This window comes from Leifsonia sp. 2TAF2 (assembly GCF_052115085.1).
Taxonomy (GTDB): Bacteria; Actinomycetota; Actinomycetes; order Actinomycetales; family Microbacteriaceae; genus Leifsonia.
In genome coordinates this window covers 246,393-267,460 of the sequence record NZ_JBFRFY010000001.1, presented here as the reverse complement: position 1 = coordinate 267,460, position 21,068 = coordinate 246,393, and the positions used below count along the sequence as shown (strand labels likewise).

General features: G+C 70.7%; 17 protein-coding genes. 7 read left to right on the top strand and 10 right to left on the bottom strand.

What is annotated here, in order from left to right; genetic code table 11:
* Positions 1–47: 47 nt before the first annotated feature.
* Positions 48–566 (top strand): Dps family protein, encoded by a 519-nt coding sequence (locus tag AB4Z18_RS01275; RefSeq protein ID WP_441782955.1) that lies wholly within the window; start codon positions 48–50, stop codon positions 564–566.
* Positions 567–600: 34 nt separating this feature from the next.
* Positions 601–1,080 (top strand): GNAT family N-acetyltransferase, encoded by a 480-nt coding sequence (locus tag AB4Z18_RS01270; RefSeq protein ID WP_441780892.1) that lies wholly within the window; start codon positions 601–603, stop codon positions 1,078–1,080.
* Between the two features lie 12 nt (positions 1,081–1,092).
* Here AB4Z18_RS01270 and AB4Z18_RS01265 read toward each other — a convergent pair whose 3' ends face one another.
* Entirely contained in the window at positions 1,093–1,851 is a 759-nt protein-coding gene (locus AB4Z18_RS01265; RefSeq protein ID WP_441780891.1) for an IclR family transcriptional regulator, read from the bottom strand.
* A gap of 92 nt (positions 1,852–1,943) precedes the next feature.
* Here AB4Z18_RS01265 and hutH point away from each other — a divergent pair, with 92 nt between their 5' ends.
* From hutH to hutI, 3 genes are all read left to right on the top strand, one after another.
* Positions 1,944–3,476 carry a histidine ammonia-lyase gene (hutH, locus tag AB4Z18_RS01260; protein ID WP_441780890.1) on the top strand — a complete coding sequence of 511 codons (1,533 nt, stop codon included), beginning with the start codon at positions 1,944–1,946 and terminating at the stop codon, positions 3,474–3,476.
* A gap of 124 nt (positions 3,477–3,600) precedes the next feature.
* The gene (hutU, locus tag AB4Z18_RS01255) at positions 3,601–5,283 is read left to right on the top strand and encodes a urocanate hydratase (protein ID WP_441780889.1); all 1,683 of its coding nucleotides are present in this window, start codon (positions 3,601–3,603) and stop codon (positions 5,281–5,283) included.
* Positions 5,280–6,437 carry an imidazolonepropionase gene (gene hutI / locus AB4Z18_RS01250; protein ID WP_441780888.1) on the top strand — a complete coding sequence of 386 codons (1,158 nt, stop codon included), beginning with the start codon at positions 5,280–5,282 and terminating at the stop codon, positions 6,435–6,437. Before hutU ends, hutI begins: the two co-directional genes overlap by 4 nt.
* Positions 6,438–6,533: 96 nt before the next feature.
* On the opposite strand, the gene AB4Z18_RS01245 is transcribed toward hutI, so the two are convergent.
* The 3 genes from AB4Z18_RS01245 to yczR form a co-directional block, all read right to left on the bottom strand.
* Positions 6,534–7,430: an arginase family protein gene (locus tag AB4Z18_RS01245; RefSeq protein ID WP_441780887.1), complete on the bottom strand. Its 897-nt coding sequence runs from the start codon at positions 7,428–7,430 to the stop codon at positions 6,534–6,536.
* A 93-nt stretch (positions 7,431–7,523) separates the two neighbouring features.
* Complete coding sequence (locus tag AB4Z18_RS01240) at positions 7,524–10,940, bottom strand: efflux RND transporter permease subunit (protein ID WP_441780886.1); 3,417 nt, start codon at positions 10,938–10,940, stop codon at positions 7,524–7,526.
* A 144-nt stretch (positions 10,941–11,084) separates the two neighbouring features.
* Entirely contained in the window at positions 11,085–12,563 is a 1,479-nt protein-coding gene (gene yczR / locus AB4Z18_RS01235; protein WP_441780885.1) for a MocR-like transcription factor YczR, read from the bottom strand.
* Between the two features lie 63 nt (positions 12,564–12,626).
* On the opposite strand from yczR, the gene yczE reads away from it, so the two are divergent.
* On the top strand, positions 12,627–13,520 hold the full coding sequence (gene yczE, locus AB4Z18_RS01230; RefSeq protein WP_441780884.1) for a membrane protein YczE: 894 nt from the start codon (positions 12,627–12,629) through the stop codon (positions 13,518–13,520).
* A gap of 118 nt (positions 13,521–13,638) precedes the next feature.
* Here the strand turns inward: yczE and AB4Z18_RS01225 are convergent, their stop codons facing one another.
* Positions 13,639–14,400, bottom strand: a complete 762-nt coding sequence (locus AB4Z18_RS01225; RefSeq protein ID WP_441780883.1) for a MerR family transcriptional regulator — start codon at positions 14,398–14,400, stop codon at positions 13,639–13,641.
* 83 nt (positions 14,401–14,483) lie between these two features.
* On the opposite strand from AB4Z18_RS01225, the gene AB4Z18_RS01220 reads away from it, so the two are divergent.
* On the top strand, positions 14,484–15,218 hold the full coding sequence (locus tag AB4Z18_RS01220) for an MBL fold metallo-hydrolase (protein WP_441780882.1): 735 nt from the start codon (positions 14,484–14,486) through the stop codon (positions 15,216–15,218).
* Between the two features lie 34 nt (positions 15,219–15,252).
* On the opposite strand, the gene AB4Z18_RS01215 is transcribed toward AB4Z18_RS01220, so the two are convergent.
* The 5 genes from AB4Z18_RS01215 to AB4Z18_RS01195 form a co-directional block, all read right to left on the bottom strand.
* Positions 15,253–17,433 (bottom strand): APC family permease, encoded by a 2,181-nt coding sequence (locus tag AB4Z18_RS01215; protein ID WP_441782954.1) that lies wholly within the window; start codon positions 17,431–17,433, stop codon positions 15,253–15,255.
* Between the two features lie 243 nt (positions 17,434–17,676).
* Positions 17,677–18,306, bottom strand: coding sequence for a helix-turn-helix transcriptional regulator (locus tag AB4Z18_RS01210; protein WP_441780881.1), 630 nt, complete (start codon positions 18,304–18,306; stop codon positions 17,677–17,679).
* The gene (locus AB4Z18_RS01205) at positions 18,303–19,136 is read right to left on the bottom strand and encodes a DUF4097 family beta strand repeat-containing protein (protein ID WP_441780880.1); all 834 of its coding nucleotides are present in this window, start codon (positions 19,134–19,136) and stop codon (positions 18,303–18,305) included. The genes AB4Z18_RS01210 and AB4Z18_RS01205 overlap by 4 nt, the downstream gene beginning before the upstream one ends.
* 182 nt (positions 19,137–19,318) lie before the next feature.
* Positions 19,319–19,900: an antibiotic biosynthesis monooxygenase gene (locus tag AB4Z18_RS01200; RefSeq protein WP_441780879.1), complete on the bottom strand. Its 582-nt coding sequence runs from the start codon at positions 19,898–19,900 to the stop codon at positions 19,319–19,321.
* 85 nt (positions 19,901–19,985) lie between these two features.
* The gene (locus AB4Z18_RS01195) at positions 19,986–21,029 is read right to left on the bottom strand and encodes a LacI family DNA-binding transcriptional regulator (protein WP_441780878.1); all 1,044 of its coding nucleotides are present in this window, start codon (positions 21,027–21,029) and stop codon (positions 19,986–19,988) included.
* Between the last annotated feature and the right edge of the window lie 39 nt (positions 21,030–21,068).

The window sequence follows — 21,068 nt, the reverse complement described above, 5'->3', positions numbered from 1 at the left end:
CGAGCACCAAGAAGGCCGCGCCGAAGGGCGCACCGAAGACCGCCGCCGTGCGCCGCACTGCCGCCGTCGGCGTGGCACCGACCCGCCGTGAGCACGCCGAGCACGGCTTCGTCGCCTCCACCGAACTCGCCCAGAATCTCCAGCGCGTGCATGTCGACCTGATCGAGCTGCACCTGCAGGGCAAGCAGGCGCACTGGAACGTGGTGGGACGCAACTTCCGCGACCTCCACCTGCAGCTGGATGAGATAGTCGAGGCCGCCCGCGAGTTCAGCGACGACGTCGCCGAGCGTCTCCGTGCGCTCCACGCGACCCCGGACGGGCGCAGCGCGACGGTCGCCGAGCAGACGAGTCTGCCGGAGTTCCCCAACGGCGAGGTGGACACCACCGAGACGGTCGATCTGATCACCGAGCGCCTCGAAGCGGTGGTGCGGACGATGCGCGACGTCCACGACGACGTCGACGAGGAGGACCCGACCTCGGCCGACCTCCTGCACGCGATCATCGAGCGGCTCGAGCAGTTCGCGTGGATGGTCAGCGCCGAGAATCGCACGCCTGCGCGGGCGTGATTTCACCGAAACATCGCGCGGATACGATCGATGCATGTCGATCCAGATCCGACCGGAGCCTCCCCGTCAGCCTGAGGTGGAGGAGCTCCTGCGGCTGAGCGACGAGTTCGCGTTCGCGTTGTATCCGGCCGACAGCTGCTACCTCCTCGACGTCTCCGAGCTCGAGAAGCCCGGAGTCACGGTGTTCGTCGCGCGCGTGGATGGGCGGGCACTGGGGATGGCCGGCTTGGTCGTGAGCGCGGCCGACGGCGAGCCGAACGCCGAGCTCAAGCGGATGTTCGTCCACGAGGATGCTCGCGGTCGCGGGCTCGCGCGCTCGCTGCTGGGGGCGCTGGAGGCTGCCGCAGCGGATGCCGGCGTGCCGGAAATCCGCCTGGAGACCGGCCCGCTGCAGCACGCCGCGATCGCGCTGTACGAGCGGGCCGGCTACGCGCGCATCCCCAACTTCGGCCCGTACGTCGGCGACGAGTTCTCGGTCTGCTACGCGAAGGCGCTCTCGGTCGCGACCCACTGACGGGGTGGGCCGTCAGCTACCCCGGATGCGCCGGGAGAGCTCGGCGGCCGCCTCACGCACGCGGACGGCCAGCGCATCCCATCCCCCGGGCGGCACGTTGTCGCGCGGGAACGTGACGGCGATCCCCGCGGCAGGCCACCCCGCATGGTCGCGCACGGACACCGCGACCGAGGCGAAGCCCGGTGTGACGTCGCCGTCCTCGGTCGCGTAGCCGCGCTCCCGCGCCTCGGTGACGACGCGGCGGAGCTCGGCGTATGAGTGCGGGCCGGAGCCGGTGCGGTCCTCGAACGCGTCCGAATCCGGGTACAGCGCGCGCAACTGCTCCCGCGGGAGCGTAGCGAGGAGCGCCCGTCCACTCGCAGTGAGGTGCGCCGGGAGCCGCACGCCGACATCCGTCACCAGCCGCGGCCGCCGGGGCGCGCGCTCCTCGACGATGTAGACGACGTCCCGGCCGTGCAGCACGGCGACGTGGCCGGACTCGCCGATGGCGTCGACCAGGGCCGCAACGATCGGCCGGCCGAGCCGGCTGAGGGGCTGCTGGCGGGAGAAGGCGCTCGACAGCTCGTAGGCGGCGACGCCCAGGCCGTACCGCCGGGCTTCGGGAAAGTGCAGCACGAAGCCGTGCTCGGTCAGGACGGCGAGCAGGTGGTAGACCGTCGAGCGCGGGAGCCCGAGAGCGGTGGCGATGGCGGCGGCAGGAGCGGGCCCCCGCTGCGCGCCCAGGTACGCGAGCACCCGGAGGGTGTTCTCGGCGGCGGGCACCTTGCTCATCGCATCCCCTCTCCACTCGTTCGTCTGGGATACCGGACACCGAGGAGCCTACAGCGGAGGCGCACCAGAACGCCCGGCGCGAGTATCGGAACATGCTCCAGACCCAGACCTCCGTCACCGTCGGCGCCGGACCCCTCACCATCGCCGACGTCGTCGCCGTCGCCCGGCATGACGCCCGCGTCGAGCTCGACCCTGCCGCGCTCGACGGCGTCGCCGCCTCCCGCGCCATCGTCGAGGCCCTGGCCGACGACACCGAACCGCATTACGGCATCTCGACGGGGTTCGGCGCTCTCGCCACCACGTTCATCCCGGCCGACCGCCGCGCGCAGCTGCAGGCGAGCCTCGTGCGCTCGCACGCCGCCGGGTCCGGGCCCGAGGTCGAGCGGGAGGTCGTCCGTGCGCTCATGCTGCTGCGACTCTCCACCCTCATGACCGGACGCACCGGAGCCCGGCCGGAGACGGTCGAGACCTACGCCGCCCTCCTCAACGCCGGCATCACCCCGATCGTGCACGAATACGGATCGCTCGGCTGCTCGGGCGACCTCGCGCCGCTCGCCCACTGCGCACTCGCCGCGATGGGAGAGGGCACGGTCCGCGTCGACGGCGAGCTGGTGGATGCGGCCGACGCGCTGGCCGCCGCGGGCATCCGACCCGTCGTGCTCGCCGAGAAGGAGGGACTCGCCCTCATCAATGGCACCGACGGGATGCTCGGGATGCTCACGCTCGCCATCCACGACCTCAACGGACTGCTCACCGACGCCGACATCGCCGCCGCGATGAGCGTGGAGGCGCTGCTCGGCACCGACGCCGTCTTCGCCGACGACCTGCAGCGGCTGCGGCCCCAGGCGGGGCAGGCGATCTCGGCCGCCAACCTGCGTGCGCTGCTCGCCGCATCCCCCCTCGTCGCCAGCCACAAGGGACCGCAGTGCACCCGCGTGCAGGATGCCTACTCGCTGCGCTGCTCGCCGCAGGTGCACGGGGCCGCCCGCGACACCGTCGCGCACGCGGAGCTCGTCGCCGGTCGCGAGCTTGCCTCCGCCGTCGACAACCCCGTCCTCACTCTGGATGGCAGGGTCGAGTCGAACGGCAACTTCCACGGGGCGCCCGTCGCGTATGTGCTCGACTTCCTGGCCATCGTCGCTGCGGACGTCGCCAGCATGTCGGAGCGCCGCACCGACCGCTTCCTCGACCCGGCCCGCAACCAGGGGCTGCCGCCGTTCCTGGCGCACGAGGTGGGCGTGGACTCCGGACTCATGATCGCCCAGTACACCGCCGCCGGCATCGTCTCGGAGCTCAAGCGGCTGGCCGCACCCGCGTCAGTGGACAGCATCCCGTCGTCCGCCATGCAGGAGGACCACGTGTCGATGGGATGGGCGGCCGCCCGCAAGCTCCGCCGTGCGGTCGACGGCCTCGCCCGCGTCATTGCGATCGAGGTCATGACCGCCGCCCGCGGCGCCGACCTGCGCGCACCACTGCAGCCCGGACCCGCGACCGGCGCCGTGATCGCCGCCCTGCGCGAGACCGTGCCCGGCCCCGGACCCGACCGTCACCTCGCCCCGGAGATCGAGGCCGCGTACGCCCTCGTCACCTCCGGCGCCCTGCGGGCCGCCGCCCGCCTCCCCTAACCCCTCACCCTTCCGACCCCCAACACGGCCCCACGCCAACAGCTCCTGATTTTTTCGGCCGAATCGCCGCTGATAGCCGGAAAAACTCAGGAGCGGATGGCTGAGCGACAGAGAGGAACCACCGATGGATGGAGCACGACCGGTCCGCGCCGCACGCGGCACCGAGCTCAGCGCCAAGAGCTGGCAGACGGAGGCCCCGCTGCGCATGCTCATGAACAACCTCGACCCCGACGTCGCCGAGCGACCCGACGACCTGGTCGTCTACGGCGGCACTGGCCGCGCCGCACGCAGCTGGGAGGCGTTCGACGCGATCGTCCGCACCCTGCGCGACCTGGAGTCCGACGAGACCCTGCTGGTGCAGTCCGGCAAGCCCGTCGGCGTCTTCCGCACGCACGAGTGGGCGCCGCGCGTCCTGATCGCCAACTCGAACCTCGTCGGCGACTGGGCGACCTGGCCCGAGTTCCGCCGCCTGGAGGCGCTCGGGCTGACGATGTACGGCCAGATGACCGCAGGATCCTGGATCTACATCGGCTCGCAGGGCATCCTGCAGGGCACGTACGAGACCTTCGGCGCGGTCGCCCGCAAGCGATTCGGCGGCACCCTCGCCGGAACCCTCACGCTCACCGGCGGCTGCGGCGGCATGGGAGGCGCGCAGCCCCTCGCCGTCACGATGAATGGCGGCGCGGTACTGATCGTGGATGTGGACCGCTCGCGACTGCAGCGCCGCCTCGACCACGGCTACCTGGATGTGCTCGCCGACGACCTGGACGACGCCATCGCGCAGTCCCTCGCCGCCAAGGACCAGCGTCGTGCCGTATCGGTGGGCGTGGTCGGCAACGCCGCCGAGGTGTTCCCCGAGCTGCTGCGCCGCGGCGTCCCGATCGACATCGTCACCGACCAGACGAGCGCCCACGACCCGCTCAGCTACCTGCCGATCGGATACGGGGTGGACGAGTGGCGCGAGCGCGCCGCAGCCGACCCCGAAGCCTTCACCGACGACGCCCGCCGCTCGATGGCCGCGCAGGTGGAGGCGATGGTCGGTTTCCAGGATGCGGGGGCCGAGGTGTTCGACTACGGCAACTCCATCCGCACCGAAGCGCAGCTCGGCGGCTACGACCGCGCGTTCGATTTCCCGGGGTTCGTCCCGGCCTACATCCGTCCACTCTTCGCCGAGGGCAAGGGACCGTTCCGCTGGGCGGCCCTCTCCGGCGACCCGGCCGACATCGCCGCCACCGACCGCGCCGTGCTGGAGCTCTTCCCGGAGGACGAGCACCTGCGTCGCTGGATCACCCAGGCGGGCGAGAAGGTGAACTTCGAGGGGCTGCCCGCACGGATCTGCTGGCTGGGATACAAGGAGCGGCACCTCGCGGGACTCAAGTTCAACGAGATGGTCGCCTCCGGCGAGCTCTCTGCTCCGGTGGTCATCGGGCGCGACCACCTGGATTCCGGCTCGGTCGCCTCGCCCTACCGGGAGACCGAGTCCATGGCGGACGGTTCGGACGCGATCGCCGACTGGCCGCTGCTGAACGCCCTACTGAACACCGCATCCGGAGCGACCTGGGTCTCGCTGCACCACGGTGGCGGCGTCGGGATCGGGCGCAGCATCCACGCCGGACAGGTCGTCGTCGCCGACGGCACACCGCTCGCGGCCGAAAAGATCGAACGTGTGCTGATCAACGACCCGGGCACCGGCGTGATGCGACACGTGGATGCGGGCTACCCCCGCGCGGTCGAGGTCGCGGAGGAGCGCGGGCTCCGCATCCCGATGCGCGAGAACGCCGCTGCGCAGGCGGCCGCCGACCGATGACTGCCACCCTGATCACCGGGATCGGTGAGCTCGTCACGTTCGACCCCGCGCATCCCGGGCCGCTCGGGATCGTCCGGGATGCCGCGGTGCTGACGGTGGACGGGCGCGTGACCTGGACCGGTCCGGCGTCCTCGGCACCACGCGAGGATGCGGACGAGATCGTCGAGGTCGACGGCGCGGCGGTGATCCCCGGTTTCGTCGACTCGCACACACACCTTGTGTTCGGTGGCGACCGAGCTTCGGAGTTCGAGGCGCGCATGGCGGGGCGACCGTATACCGCGGGCGGCATACGGTCCACGGTGGCGGCGACCCGGGCTGCGACAGACGCCGAGCTGCGTAGCCGTCTGGCGCGGTTCGTCGCAGAGTTGCACGCGCAGGGGACCACGACGTTCGAGGTGAAGAGCGGCTACGGATTGACGGTCGCCGATGAGGATCGGCTGCTGCGACTGGCGCGCGAGGTGACGGAGGAGACGACCTACCTGGGGGCGCATGTGGTCCCGGCCGAGTACGCCGACGATCCCGAGGCGTACGTGAACCTCGTCACCGGCCCGATGCTGGACGCCTGCGCGCCGCACTCCCGCTGGATCGACGCGTTCTGCGAGACCGGCGCCTTCACCGTCGAGCAGTCGCGGCGCATCCTCACCGCCGGCGCCGCGCGCGGACTGGGTGTGCGGCTGCACGCCGCCCAGCTCGGGCCCGGCGAGGGCGTGGCCCTGGCGGTCGAGTTGGATGCGGCCAGCGTCGACCACTGCACCTACCTGAGCGACGGCGACGTGGAGCAGCTGGCCGCCTCGCGGACGGTCGCGACGCTGCTACCAGGGGTCGAGTTCTCGACGCGGCATCCGTATCCGTCCGGGCGGCGGCTGCTGGAGGCCGGTGCCACGGTCGCACTGGCGAGCGACTGCAACCCCGGCTCGTCGTTCACCTCATCGATGCCGTTCTGCATCGCGCTGGCCGTGCGGGAGATGGGACTGACGCCGGGCGAGGCGCTACAGGCCGCGACGCTCGGCGGCGCGGCGGCCCTGCGGCGTGACGACGTCGGCCACCTGCGCCAGGGCGCCCGCGCCGACCTCGTCGTGCTCGACGCGCCCAGTCATATCCACCTCGCGTACCGCCCCGGCGTCCCGCTGGTCTCACGCACCCTGCGCGCCTAGCCCCCCGTCTGCTCCGCGCCGTCGAGTCCGCAGAGATTGCACGCGACGCGCCCGGGCGGCGTGCAATCTCTGCGGACTCGACGGAGGGGGCGGGGGTCAGCGCAGGGCGAGGCCGGCGGCGGACTCGAGGATGAGCAGGGCCGCGAGGCGGACCGTGCGTGCGTCGGGGGCGTCGGCGGTCGCATCCACCTCGGCGATGTCGATCGAGCGGACCAGCGGGGATGCACCGGCCAGCCGCGCGAAGCGGCGCAGCTCCCAGGCTGCGAGACCGCCGGGGATGGATGCGGGGCAGCCGGGCGCCACGGAGCGGTCGCAGACGTCGACGTCCAGGTCCACGTGGACCGGGCCTCCCCCAGCTCCCGCGAGCTCGAGCGCCTCCACCATGACGTCGTCGAGCGGTCGCGTGTGCAATGCATCCCGTGTGATCACGGTGATGCCGAGCTCGGCGGCACGGCGTGTGTACGCGGCGGAGTTGGCGAAGTCGGCGATCCCGATCTGGACCACCCGGTGGCCGTCGAGGCCCGCCTCGATCAGCTCACGGACCGGGGACCCGTTCGACGACCCGTCCCGCAGATCGTGGTGCGCGTCGAGCGTGATGAGTCCCGCCCGACCGAGGTCGTCACCGTACGCGCCGAGTGCCGCGGGAACCGTCAGCGAGTTGTCGCCGCCGACCGCAACGGTCAGGCGCGAGCGCCCCACGGCATCCGCCATGGCGGCCCGCGCGCGCTCGCGTCCCGCGGGGCCGTCGGGTGTGGCCACGTCGCCCGCGTCGGCGAACCGCAGCGCCTCCACGTCGAGCCCTGCAGCGAACGCGGAGTATCGCCGGAGCGCATCCCGAACGGCGGCCGGAGTCTCCTGGGCGCCAGTGGGCGACAGGGACGTCTCGTGCGTCGGGATGCCGATCAGCGTCAGGTCGGCGCCGTCCGGTCCAAGAGACGGCCACCCGCCCGCTCGCGGCCACAACGGATCGGCGGAGAGGGTCTGGGCGTTCATACCCGCGACACTAGCGAGGTCATGCCCGGGAGCGACCCGGTCCACGGGCGTCCGCCGTCTGGGATCCCGGACGGCGGACGCTCCAGTCTGCGCCTAGACCTGCGAACCGCCCGCCGGCCGGGTGAACACCGGCGGCTCGAGCACCTCCCGCGGAGGAACCTCGCCGGCAGAGCCGTCCCCGCGAGGACCATCGCCTCGCGGACCATCGCCGCCGCCCGGCCCACCGGCACCCGGGCCACCCGCGTCGGGCCCGTCTCCGCCCGCAGCCGCCGCCTTCGCGGCCCTCCGCAGCGCCCGGCGCTCCCGCCAGCCCTCGACGAGGTTGTAGAGCGTCGGAAGTACGACGAGGGTCAGCACCGTCGACGAGATCAGGCCGCCGATGACCACGATCGCCAGCGGCTGCGAGATGAACCCGCCGTGCCCGGTCAGCCCGATCGCCATCGGCGTCAGCGCCGCGATCGTCGCCAGCGCCGTCATCAGGATGGGCCGCAGACGACGGGAGGCGCCGTGGGCGACCGCGTCCGCCACCTTCAGCCCACGCCTGCGGTACTGGTTGACGAGGTCGATGAGCACGATCGCGTTGGTGACCACGATTCCGACGAGCATGAGCAGTCCGATGAGGGATGCGACGCCGAGCGGGATACCCGACGCGATCTGCAGCAGGATGGCGCCCGTCGCCGCGAACGGCACGGACGACAGCAGCAGCACCGGCTGGAGCAGCGAGCGGAACGTCGCCACCATCACGATGTACACGATCAGGATGGCCGCGAGCAGCGCGATGAGCAGTTGGCTGAACGCATCCGACTGGCTGGAGGTGACGCCGCCGACCTTGGCCGTCGCGCCCGCCGGAAGCTCCGCGGCCTTGAGCGAGGCGGTGACGTCCGCGTTGGCAGTGGCGAGGTTGTCGGTCGCAGGAGTCGCCGTGACGCTCGCCGTCCGCAGCCCGCGCTCCGTCGTGACTGTCGCCGGACCCTTGACCTCCTTCACCGAGGCCAACGTGTCGAGCGGGACGATGCCGGCGGCGGTCGGGATGGGCAGCACCGAGAGCCCGGCCACGGTCGTGGGCGGGTTGTCGCTCTGGAGGTAGATCTTCAGCGTCGTGTCCTCGATCGCGACGGAGCCCGCCTGCGTCGGCTGCATGGCCTGCGACACGAGGGTGCCCACCGCGACCTCGCTGAGCCCAGCGGCCGCTGCCTTGCTGCGGTCAACATCCACGGCGACATAGGGCAGCGACGCACTCAGGTTGTCGGTGACCTGCTTGAGCGACGACTTCTTCCGCAGCTGCTCGACCACGGCATCCGTCGCCTTCTGCAGGTCGGCGTTGCTCGTCGCCGTGACGTTGACTTGGATGTCGGTGGAGCCGCCGAAGCCGCTGGAGGCGGAGAGTGTGATCTCGCCCTGGTCCTTGATGCCAGCGAGCTCGTCCTCGATGGTGTTCTGCAGCTTCTCCTGGTTCGCGTCCGGGTCGGTGGTGATCGAGAACGTCGTACCGCCGCTGCCGCCGGTGAAGGCGTCACGGAGCGACGACCCGCTCGAGCCGATCGAGACCTGAACCGTCTTGATGCCCTTCGTGTCGAGCAGCTTCTGCTCCACCACCTTCGCGGCGTCGTCCTTCGCCTGCAGGCTGGCGCCCGGGTCGAGGGTCTGGGTGACGGTGAGCGAGTTCTGTCCGCTGGAACCGAGGAAGTTGGTCTTCACGAACGGGAGGGCGAAAGCGGTGAGGACGAGGACGATCGCCGCGGCCACCACGGTCAGCCAGGAGTGCTTGAGGGTCCAGCGGATGATCGGCAGGTAGCCCGCCTGCAGGCGCGACGGGTGCTCCAGCTCGTCGACGCCCGCCGCGGCCGCCTCCTCGACGGAGAGGTGCGCCGTCTCGGTCTCCTGGCCGCCTTCGTGCTTGTGCGCCTTGGGCGCACGGAGGAACCAGTAGGCCAGCACCGGCACGATGGTCAGCGCGACGAGCAGCGACGAGAGCAGCGCGATCGTCACGGTCAGGGCGAACGGCCGGAACAGCTCTCCCGTCACATCCCCGACGAACGCCAGCGGCAGGAACACAGCCACCGTCGTGATGGTGGATGCGGTGATCGCGCCCGCGACCTCCCGCACGGCACGCACGATGGTGACGGCGCGGTCGGAGCCCGCGACCAGTTGGCGCTTGATGTTCTCGATCACGACGATGGAGTCGTCCACCACGCGCCCGATCGCGATCGTGAGCGCGCCGAGCGTGATGATGTTGAGCGTGTAGCCGGTCGCCCACATCACGATGAACGTGATGAGCACGCTGGTCGGGATGGACACGACCGTGACGAGGGTCGATCGGATCGACATCAGGAACACCAGGATGACGATCACCGCCATCGCGAGGCCCAGCAGCCCCTCCTCGGCGAGCGCGTTGATCGACTGGGTGATGAAGGGCGCCTGGTCGAAGACCACCGTGATCGTGGTGTCCGATCCCAGCTTCTTCTTGAGGTCCGGGATGAGGTCGGTCACCGCGTGCGAGACCTCGACGGTGTTCGCCGAGGGCAGCTTGGTGACGGCGACCGTCAGGGCCGGCTTGCCGTCCACGCGCGAGAGGGAGGTGGTCGGGTCGTCCGTCTCCGCGACAGCGGCGACCTCGCCGATCGTGGGCGGCGTCGCGGCGGCGGCAGGAACCGCGGCAGCAGCGCCCGCGCCAGCAGCAGCACCCGCACCCGCAGCAGCACCCGCGCCGGCAGCAGCACCCGCGCCAACAGCAGCACCCGCACCGGCAGCAGCACCGGAGCCTCCCGCCGACCGCACCAGTGGCAGCGCTGCGATGCCCTCAACCGACGACAGCTGCGTGCCCGACTGGATGGACAGCGTCTTCCCGTTCTCGGTGATCGCACCGCCGGGGATGAGCACGCCGCTCTGCTGCAGCGCATCCTTGATCGCCGACGAGGAGACGCCCGCGGCCGCCAGCTTCGCCGGGTCCGGCGTGATCGTGATGCGCTGGCCGATCTCGCCGACCAGCTGGGCGTCGTTGACGCCCTTCAGGTTCTTGATATCGGGCAGCACGAGCTTGGTGATGTCGTCGCCGAGCGCTCGCTGGTCGCCCCCGCCGCTTACGGCGAGCTGAATGACGGGAAGATCGTCGATGCTGCCGGAGAGCACCTGCGGCTCGACCCCGGACGGGAGCGTCGACTTGATGCGGTTGATCGCCTGGTCGATCTTCTGCTCGGCGGTGGCGAGGTCGGTCCCGTACGTGAACTTCGCGGTGATGATCGACTGGTTCGTGCTGCTGACCGCGCTGGTGCTGTCGAGATCCGGGACCCCCTGGATCGCCGCCTCCACAGGGGTGCTGACGTCGTTGTTGACGACCTCGGGAGAGGCGCCCGGGTAGCTGGAGAGCACCACCAGCTGCGGGAAGGAGATCGACGGGACGAGCTCCTGCTTGAGGTTGGTGAGCGCGAGTCCGCCGAAGACTGCTGCGACAATCGTGACGAGCGCGATCAGAGCGCGGTTCTTCATGCTCAGGACGGCGAGGAAGTGCACAGGGTTCCCCTCGGGAAAGGCGGGTTGCAGGACAACGCCGACGCTGGCGCAGGGGAAGTATCCCATTCCGGAGTGGGCGGCAGCTTCATGCCTGGGTACGACATCGCACTACTCCCGAGGGAGTGCGCCTGTGGACGGTTTTGCTCAGACCACGCTCGGCAGGGCACCCGCATCGAAGTACGGCACCGGCTCGTTCGCGGCGACCGCCCAGGCCCGCGACAGCGCATCGAACGCCCGCGCGTACTCCTCCGGCGTGTACGTGATCGGGATGCGGAGGAAGCGCTCGAAGGCGCCGTCGATCCCGAATCGCGGGCCCGCAGCGATCAGTAGCCCGTGACTGCGCGCAGCAAGGGCCAGCGCCGAGCTGACCGGGGCGCCGACCCCCACCCACGCCGTGAGGCCGCCGTGCTGCACGGGCACGGTCCAGTCCGGGAACGTCTCGCTCACGAGCCTCCGAACGGTGTCGCGGCCCTGCCGCAACTGCTCGCGGCGTTCCTCCATGATCTCTTCCAGCTGCGGCAGCATCCGCGCCACCACCAGCTGCTCGAGCACCGGGGTGCCGAGGTCAGTGGCCGGCTTCGCGGCGATCAGGCGCTGGATGTGCGACCGCTCGGCGCGGATCCACCCGATGCGCAGGCCGCCCCACAGCGTCTTGCTGGCCGATCCGATCATGATGAGCGGTGCCCCGGCGGAGGCGGTGTCGGCGTAGCGCGGCAGGGGCAGGTACTCCCCGACCCTGTCGATGTCGAGCTCGGCGGTGGTCTCGTCCGCCACGACGATCGCCCCGTGTCCGGCCGCGGCGGCGAGCACGCGCTCGCGCGTCTGGGGCGACATGGAGGCGCCGGTCGGGTTGTGGAAGTCGGGGATCAGGTACGCAAGAGCAGGATTCGTCCGGCGGAACGTCTGCTCGATCGCCTCGGCGTCCCAGCCGTCGGTCTCCTCGCCCAGCCGGTGCGGCCCCTCCTCGGGCGCGGTCACCGTGATCGGGACGAGTCGCGCACCCGCCAGCCGGATCGCCTCGATGGCGTGCGGGTAGGTCGGCACCTCGATGACGACCCGGTCGCCGCGGCTGAGGAACGTCCGCGCGATCAGTGCGATCGCCTGCTGGGCGCCCACGGTCACGAGGATCTGGTCGGCCGTCGTCGGCAGGCCGCGGCGGGTGTAGCGCTCCGCGATCTCGGCCCGCAGGTGCGGCAGCCCGACCGGGTCGTAGCCGGGGTCGGGGAGGAAGCGCGGGAGGTCCTCCGCGGCGGCACGCGCGGCCGCCGGCAGCGTGGAAGCCGCGGGGAGGGACGCCTTGGTGAAGTCGAGCATCCCCTCGCCGGCCACGGCCGGCAACGGAAGGGCACGACCGGGGAGACGCGTGACGCTTCCGGAACCGCGGATGCTGTCGATGAAGCCGGCCCCGCGCAGCTGGCGGTAGGCGGCCGCGACCGTCGTGCGGCTGAGCTCCAGCCGCGCGGCCAGGTCGCGTTCGGCGGGCAGCCGGGTGCCGATCGGGATGCGGCCGTCCAGCACGAGAAGCCGGATGCGGTCGGCGAGCGCCTGGTAGCTCGCGCCGGCGTTCCGCCAGGTGCCGAGGAGGTGCTCCAGTGAGCGGGCGGTGAGTTGCGCATCCGACATGCAGTCCACTTTAGTCAGATTGGTATCTTGATGCGAGTCCAATCGACGCGATTGGATTGGGCTATGGCCGCTCCACTTCTCCTCACCCGCCGCCTCGTGCAGCTGCTGATCGGGCTCTTCCTCTACGGGATCGCGATTGCACTCATGGTGCGCGGCGGCATCGGCCTGTCGCCGTGGGATGTCCTGGCACAGGGCGTCTCGCTGAAGACCGGCATCCCGTTCGGCTTCGTCACCAACCTCATCGGGCTGGTCGTGCTGGCGTTCTGGATCCCGCTCCGGCAGCGCCCGGGGCTGGGCACCATCCTGAACGTGCTGCTGGTCGGCCCCAGCGCCCAACTCGGTCTCGACCTGCTCCCGCAGCAGACGGAGCTGTGGGCGCAGGTGCTGTTCTTCGCGGCCGGCCTCGCGCTGCTCGCGGTGGCCACGGGCCTGTACATCGGCCCGCGGCTCGGGCCGGGCCCGCGCGACGGGCTCATGACGGGCCTCCACGCACGCACCGGCCGGCCGATCTGGATGGTGCGCACGGGCATCGAGGTCACCGTTCTGATCATCGGGTGGGCACTCGGTGGAAACGTCGGAGTGGGAACGCTCGCGTTCGCGCTGCTCGTCGGTCCGCTGTGCAGCCTCACCCTCCCCTTCTTCGCGATCCGCCTGCCGCAGGACGCTGCAACGGCTGCGGCGGGAGTGGAGAGCGAACTCGAGGGAACGGCCGAGCAGTCGGCCGGCCTCGAGGGCGAGCAGGATGCCGTCCGTTTCGACGTGCGCGACGGCATCCTGCTCGAATCCGACCGTTCGGCGCACGACCGTGGCGCACGGGTCGACTCCCCCTTCGTGCGCGGTCCGCAGCCCGATCGGGCTCCGCGCTCGCCGGTCCCGGACCGTGCAGAGCGCCCGTCGCGGCAGATCGCCGCCCACTGGCTCGACGACCGCATCACCCGCCGCCCGCGCCACCCCTGACCAGCGAGTCCCGCCACACACACCGACAGCTCCTGAGTTTTTCGGGCGAATCGTGCGATTCGGACGGAAAAACTCAGGAGCTGTCGGCTTGGATCGAGAGGCGCGCGGGACGGGGGGGTTAGGCGAGGTGTGCCGCGGCGTAGGTGCGGAGGGCGTCGCGCACGAAGGCGGCGCCGGAGGTGCCGCCGTAGTTCGCGGCGAACCGGTCGTCGGCGACGTACATCTCGCCGAGACCGGTCAGGTAGGCGGCGCTCGGCGCGCCCGTCCCGTATCCCGGCGTCCCCGGGATGCCGGCCAGCCAGTCGGCGTGACGCCGGGCGAGCGCCTGCGCCTCCTCCGAATCGGGGGCGACGCCGCTCGCGGCGGCGGCCTGCCAGTCGGAGGCGAGCTGCGCCTGCCGCTGCTGCCACTCCGTCCGCTCCTCCGGGGTCTTGCTGCGCCACCAGCGGTCGGACGCCGCATAGGCGTCCTTCCCCCAGCGCTGCTCGACCTCGTCCTTGTACTGGGTGTGATCGAATCCGTCGAACATCTGCTCGGCCACGATCTCCTCTCCTTTCTCCACTGCGTGGATCGTCGACTCGACCGACGCGATCTGCCGCGCCAGCCGTTCCCGCTCCGCCCGCAGCCACTCGAGGTGGTCGCGCAGGGCGGGTGCCGCATCCGTGCGGTCGTCGAGCACCCGGCCGACGGCGTCGAGGCCGAGGCCGAGCTCCCGGAGAAGCAGGATGCGCTGCAGCCGCACGAGGGAGTCGCGGTCGTAGTACCGGTAGCCGTTACCGCCGACGCGGCTCGGCTTCAGCAGCCCGATGGCGTCGTAGTGGCGGAGCGTGCGGCTGGTGGTGCCGGCGATCCGCGCGATGTCCTGGATGCCCCAGTCCATGCTTTCCTCCTTCCGTGCGGTGCGTCATCCACGCTAGGAGTTGACGTTACGTCAAGGTCAAGCGGGGAGGCTACAGTGACCTCGTGCGCAGCATACGGTCCACCACCCGCGTCGCCCCCGGCATCCTCTTCGTCGAGGGTCCGCTCTCGAACTGGACGGTGTTCCACGGGAACGGCGCCGTCGAGCTCGTCGACTGCGGCTACCCGGCCGACCGGCCGCTCGTCGAGGAGTCGATCCGCCTCGCCGGAGCCGACCCCGCCGACCTGAAGCGCATTCTGATCACTCACGGTCACTCGGACCACCTGGGCGCGAGCGCGCAGTTCGCCGCCGAGCGCGGCGTGGTGGTCGCGACGGCGCCTGAGGAGCTGCCGAACGTCCGCAGGCAGGTCACCGAGCAGGTGACCGTGGCCGAGCTGCTGCCCTCCGCCTTGAAGCGCGGCACGGTGCGCTGGGCCGCGGCGGCGATCCGCGCAGGGGGCCTCGGGGATGTCGGGGTCCCGGCGGCCGTCGCGCTGGAGGGCGACGAGGTGCTCCTCAGCACCGGTCACACGCTCACGATGGTGCCGGCCCCGGGGCACACCTCGGGCAGCGTGTGCTTCCTGGAACCCGAGTCGCGGGCGCTGCTCACCGGCGACGCGATCGTCACCGGCCACCCGCTGCTGCGCGAGAGCGGCGAACTGCAGCAGCTACCCGCGTTCTTCCAGCACGACCCCGACGAGGCCGCACTCAGCGCTCGGCGGCTGGTGCTGTGCGACGCCGCGCTCGTGCTGCCGGGCCACGGACCGCTGGTCGTGTTCCCGGAGAGCGCGCGCCCGTAACGCCCGAGGCGCTCGGCGGGATGACGGCGGCGCCCTAGCGCTTCGCCCGGGCGGGCACCTTCTTCTGCGGCGTCCCGGTCGCTGCGGGCGGGCTGCCCTGGGGTGCCGACCCCGGCGCAGTCCCCTGCGGCTGCGGCTCCGGGATCGTCGCGGCCACCGACTCCGCGCTCTCCTGCGGGTCGCCGATCGTGATCGGGACCTCGTGGATGTGGATACGCGTGTGCATCCGTGACGCCGGCACCAGCGGCCGCCGCGCGACCGGGCGCACGGGCTCGCCGCGTCGGTCCTGTCCGGGCAGCGGACGGGAGCGGCGCCCGTAGATGAGAGACGACGAGTCGAGTAGCCACGGAACCAGCGCCACGGTCACGCCGTGGCACAGCATCAGCTGCTTGCTGATGCGGCGGGCGCGGTGGTTGTGCAGGATGCCCTCCCACCAGTGGCCGACGATGTACTGGGGCAGGTAGACGGTGACGACCTCGGAGCCGTGCTCCTCGCGCCGGTGCTTCAGGTACTTGACCAGCGGGATGCCGAAGTCGCGGTAGGGCGACTCGATGATGGTGAGCGGCACGTGGATGTTCTGCTCCACCCACTGTCGCTGCAGCTTCTGCGTCGCCTCCTCGTCGATGGAGACGTGCACCGCCTCGATGGAGTCGTGCCGGGCCGCGATCGCATAGTCCAGCGCCTTCAGCGCGGGCTTCTGCATCTTGCCGATGAGGACGACGGCGTGGTCGCCGACGCTGCCGAAGGTGGTGACCGGGTCGACCTCGACCTCTTTCTCCACATCCCGGTAGTACCGGTTCACGCCCAGCATCAGGAACCAGAGGATCGGCATGAAGATGAAGACCAGGTACGCGCCGTGCGTGAATTTGGTGATCGTGACGACGATCAGCACGATCGCGGTCAGGCAGGCGCCGAACGCGTTGATGCAGAGCGAACGGACGATGCCGCTGCGTTCCCGGCCGGTCTGCCCGCCGGTGCGCAGCAGGCTGATCCAGTGCTTCACCATCCCGGACTGGCCGAGGGTGAACGAGACGAAGACGCCGATGATGTAGAGCTGGATGAGCTGGGTCAGGTTGGCCTGGTACACGACCAGCAGCACGGTGGCCGCGAGGGCCAGCACGATCATGCCGTTGGAGTACACGAGGCGGTCGCCGCGGGTGTTCAGCGCCTTGGGCGCGTACGAGTCGCGGGCGAGCACCGAGCCGAGCAGTGGGAATCCGTTGAACGCGGTGTTGGCCGCGAGCAGCAGGACGATCGCGGTCGCGGCCTGGATCAGGAAGAAGAGGATCGTGTTGTTGCCGAAGGTGGCGGCCGCGATCTGCGCGATGAGGCTGCGCTGCGGGTCTGTCGCACACTGCGCCCATCCCTGCAGATCGCACGGGTTCTCGGCGTAGTGGACGCCGCTGATCAGCGCCGTCGCCGTGAGTCCGGCGAACAGGGTGATCGCGATACCGCCCATCATGCCGAGGGTCGCGCGGGCGTTACGGATCTTGGGGGTGCGGAATGCGGGGACGCCGTTGGCGACGGCCTCCACACCGGTCAGCGCCGAACATCCACTCGAGAACGCCCGCAGCAGCAGGAGGACCACGGCGGCCTGGGTGAGAGAGCCTGTCGTCTGCACCTGGTAGCCGGCAGACTCGGCCACGGGTGCGTCGCCGAACGCGGTGCGGATGAGTGCCGTCACAATCATCAGCAGGATGCTGCCGATGAAGATGTAGGTCGGCAGCGCGAACGCCTTCGACGACTCGCGCACGCCGCGGAGGTTGACCGCAGCCAGGATGATGACGCAGAGGACGGCGAGTTCGACGCGCCAGGGCGCGAGGAAGGGCAGCGCCGAGATGATGTTGTCGACGCCCGAGGCGACCGAGACGGCGACGGTGAGGACGTAGTCGACCAGCAGGGCTGAGGCCACGATGAGGCCGGCCTTCTCGCCGAGGTTCTTATGGGCGACCTCGTAGTCACCGCCGCCGGACGGGTACGCCTTGACGAGCTGGCGGTAGCTGAGGACGACCGTGACGAGCAGCACGACGACGGCCGCCGCGACCCACGGGGCGAAGCTGAGGAACGCCAGGCCGCCGAGCAGCAGGATCATCAGGAGTTCCTGCGGAGCGTACGCGACACTCGACAGCGCGTCGGAAGCGAAAATGGGTAGGGCGAGGTGCTTCGGGAGCAGTTGTCCCTCGAGCTTTTCGCTCGGAAGCGGGTCGCCGATCAACCAGCGCTTCGGGGATCTCCCCTCAGTTGTCACGAGGTGCGAGCATACTCGCTGGCAATGCACTGTCAAGTCGGCGCGTCGGGCGCGGGTCCGGCGCGTCTTCTGCAAACACTGGGGGTCGCACCGCCGGTGACGCCTCCGCCGCGGATTCGCGCGGCGGGGCGACCAGTAGCGGTCTCACTGGGAGCGAGATGAGCATTCGCTTACTCTTTCCAAAAGCCTTCCCCGAGCCGACGGCGTGCGTCAGCGGCGGGCAGTTGCCTCCACGATCACCCGGCGCACCCTCTCCAGCTCATTCCTGAGAAGCGGGACGACGTCGGTCGAGAGGATGCCGCGAGCGGCCAGCTGGCGGAGGTCCGTCCGGAGGTCCTGACGGAACTCGTTCAGCACCGCCTCCGCGTCGCGGGCGGCCGAGTTGGCGGTGGCGCGGGCATCCCGTCCGGCGTCCCGCGCCTGCTGGCGCGGGTCGACCCGCGACGAGTTGCGCTTCGCCTCACGGGCCGCCGAGGCGAGCTCCGCGCGGAGGGTGCGCATGGCGTCGTCGACGCCCGCCCGCACCTCGTCGGCGAGCCGGCGCACCGAGTCCGTCACCTCGTCCTCGATCGCGTCGAGTTCCGGCCGCCGTGCGGCCAGTTCCGCACGGCCGGTGTCGGTGATGGCGTACACCGTCTTGCGGCCGTCGGCGCTCTTGGTGACGAGCCCCTCCTCCTCCAGCTTCGCCAGCCGGGGGTAGATGGTGCCGGCGCTCGGGCTGTATGTGCCGCCGAAGCGCTCGGTGAGCGCCTGGATCAGCTCGTATCCGTGCCGAGGCGACTCATCGAGCAGGCTGAGGAGGTACAGCCGGAGGCTGCCGTGGGAGAAAACGGGAGTCACGCGGATGCCTCCGCATTCCGCTCTGCGGCGGCGCTGCGGAGCACGGACGCGTCGCCGGATACCGAGTTCACACTGATCTCGACCCAGCGGCCGTCGAGCGAACCGGAGGTGCCGGTGTAGCCCTTGCCCATCCCTCCGACGATCGTCATGTTGTCCAGCTGCACGCGGCCCGAGACCGTGTTGACGCGGTAGCGCGCGCCGATGGCCTCCGGGATGCGGATGGTGGTGTCGCCCGAGACGGTGTTGATGGCGATCTCGTCGGGCGTGCCCGCGACGTCGATCATGACGGCGGCCGACACCCCGTCGGCGGAGAAGCGATCCAGGGCGCCGGAGGCGGTCACATCCCCGGAGACGGTGTGCGCGACGATGCGGCCGGTGTGGTCGCGGACCGACAGCTCGCCAGTGACCGAGTTCAGCTCGATGTCCCCGGTCAGGCCGTCGGCGACCACATCCCCGTTGACGGTGCTGAGGCGCGCATCCGTGTGCAGACCCGAGATGAGGGCGGTCGCCGAGATGACGCCGAGCTTCAGTTCGACGTCGCGCGGGACGAGCACGCTGACGTCGGCGCGGGCGCTCGAACGCATCGACTTGAACACCTCGATGAAGTTGTCCCAGCGCAGCTGCGGGTGGTCGATTTCGAGGCGGTCGCCGTCGATGACGATCTTGAGGTCGCGGCCGGCGACCGAGTGCACCTCGATCCGCGCGCCCGGCTCGTCGTGACCGACGATGTCGATCTGGCCGCCGATGAAGCCAACCTTGAGCGCTCGGACGACCTCGAGATCGATCGTGCGGCTCTCACCGGGCTGGATCAGCCACTTCTCCTGTGCCATGCTTCCTGCTCCTCACTCTTCCGGCTGTGCCGGGACCTGCGATGACTCGCGTTATATCGCGACTGTTGACGAAGATCACGATATATCGCGAGTGTGACGGATGCAACCCGTTTCGGAGGAGATCGAGGAAGTTCAGGGTCGCCTCAGGGAGAACCCTGAAGAGCGGCGATTCAGCGGCGCATTCAGCGGCGCAGCCAGGGCTGCAGCACGCGCGTCACGAACGGGAGCAGCAGGTACGTCATCGTCGGTGTCAGGCACAGGGTCGTGATGAGAACCGTGGCGAGCGGCCAGAGCTGGTGCCACGCGGGCACGAACGTCGTCACCAGATACGTGAAGGCGAGCGACAGCGGGAAGAAGCCCAGCCAGATCGTCACGGCCTGCTTCCAGCGGGGCGGCGCGGCCGGCACGCCGGGTTGCGGCTGGTCGAACCAGCCCTCGATGCCCGTCCGCTTCTCCACGCGCGACACCTCCACCAGTTCCCGGCCCTCGTACAGCCAGTCCGCGCGGTCGTCCGACGCCTCCCAGGCCTCGAGGGTGTCCGCGTCGGCGAAGCGGTACAGCATGTGCCACTCCTCCGAGTCGGCGTGCGCACGCACCCATCCCGAGCCGAGGAACCCCTCGTACGTGTTCGCCAGATTCACACCGGCCTGGACCCAGTGGGTCACCTCCGGGAGGCGGTCGCCGACGACGCGGCGCGTGATGGAGACGGTGACCGGGAGGCGACGCGCTCGTGACGCGTCCAGCAGGGACTCTTGTGGAGACATGCTCCTATTTTCTCCGAGGCGCGTTACGTGCGGATTTCGCATGCTCCGCATTCTCGCCAGGACGCCGGGTCAGCGCGCCGCCGGGTCAGCGGGCCCAGATCAGCGGCGGTCCGTCGCGCACCACCAGCCGCGGAGCGACCAGCCGGTGGCGGGGATCGGAGACGTCGCCTCCGGGCTGCACCCGGCCGCCGTGGACCCCGGTCAGCAGTTCGAGCACGCCCGCCGCGACCTCGTCGAGCGGCTGGGCCACGCTGGAGAAGCCGAGCGACGCGGCGACCGGGGTGTCGTCGTAGCCGACCACCGGGATGCGGCCGCCGGTCGCCGTCAACACGCCCAACGCGAGCGAATCGGAGGTGCAGACGACGCCGTCGAGCCCGCCGGCCTGGGACTCCAGCCGACGGATCGCGTCCGCGCCGAACGTCACGCCGTCCTCGGCCGCCACCTCCAGGCGTTGGAGCTCGGCGTCGGCGAGTCCGCTGTCGCGCATGGCCTCGAGCCACCCCTCACGACGGTCATCGCCCGTGCCGGATCCGGCGGGCCAGCCGAGGAAGCCGATCCGGTTGCCGACCGTCGACAGCAGGTGCTCGGTCGCATCGCGGAGACCCGAGCGGCCATCCACGTCGACCCACAGGTGTTCCGGGTCGGTCATGTCGTCGATGCCCCACGGGCGGCCGAAGGTGACGAACGACTGGCCGTGGTCGATCAGCCACTCGGTGCGGGGGTCGCCGTGGAACGTGGAGGTCAGGACGAACGCATCCACATCGGCGCCGTCCGAGAGCCGGCGGAACTGCTCGATCTCGCCCTCCGGATCATCGGCCGTGAACAGCAGGACGCGCAGGCCCTGACGGTCGGCCAGCTCGGTGAGCGCGTGGAGGAAGCGGTCGAGGATGCTGCCGGAGATGCCGTCCTGGGTGATGGGATCGAGCCGGATGCCGATGGTGGAGCTCTTTTGCGTGCGCAGCCGGCGGGCGGAGGCGTGCGGCCGGTAGCCGAGCGTGCGGATCGCCGCCTGCACGCGCTCCCGCGTCTCGGGGCGGACGACCTCGGGGGCGTTGAGCACATTGGAGACGGTCTGGCGTGACACCCCGGCGGCGCCGGCGACGTCGGTGACGGTCGGCTGAGCGCCCATCGCATCTCCTCACCCTCGACTGGATATGACCCTACTGGT

Coding starts and splice junctions, on each gene's coding strand:
- AB4Z18_RS01205 (WP_441780880.1), bottom strand. CDS start 19,136: ATGGCACAGGAGAAGTGGCTGATCCAGCCCGGTGAGAGCCGCACGATC.
- AB4Z18_RS01200 (WP_441780879.1), bottom strand. CDS start 19,900: ATGTCTCCACAAGAGTCCCTGCTGGACGCGTCACGAGCGCGTCGCCTC.
- AB4Z18_RS01245 (WP_441780887.1), bottom strand. CDS start 7,430: ATGAACGCCCAGACCCTCTCCGCCGATCCGTTGTGGCCGCGAGCGGGC.
- AB4Z18_RS01270 (WP_441780892.1), top strand. CDS start 601: ATGTCGATCCAGATCCGACCGGAGCCTCCCCGTCAGCCTGAGGTGGAG.
- hutU (WP_441780889.1), top strand. CDS start 3,601: ATGGATGGAGCACGACCGGTCCGCGCCGCACGCGGCACCGAGCTCAGC.
- AB4Z18_RS01195 (WP_441780878.1), bottom strand. CDS start 21,029: ATGGGCGCTCAGCCGACCGTCACCGACGTCGCCGGCGCCGCCGGGGTG.
- yczR (WP_441780885.1), bottom strand. CDS start 12,563: ATGTCGGATGCGCAACTCACCGCCCGCTCACTGGAGCACCTCCTCGGC.
- hutH (WP_441780890.1), top strand. CDS start 1,944: ATGCTCCAGACCCAGACCTCCGTCACCGTCGGCGCCGGACCCCTCACC.
- yczE (WP_441780884.1), top strand. CDS start 12,627: ATGGCCGCTCCACTTCTCCTCACCCGCCGCCTCGTGCAGCTGCTGATC.
- AB4Z18_RS01225 (WP_441780883.1), bottom strand. CDS start 14,400: ATGGACTGGGGCATCCAGGACATCGCGCGGATCGCCGGCACCACCAGC.
- AB4Z18_RS01265 (WP_441780891.1), bottom strand. CDS start 1,851: ATGAGCAAGGTGCCCGCCGCCGAGAACACCCTCCGGGTGCTCGCGTAC.
- hutI (WP_441780888.1), top strand. CDS start 5,280: ATGACTGCCACCCTGATCACCGGGATCGGTGAGCTCGTCACGTTCGAC.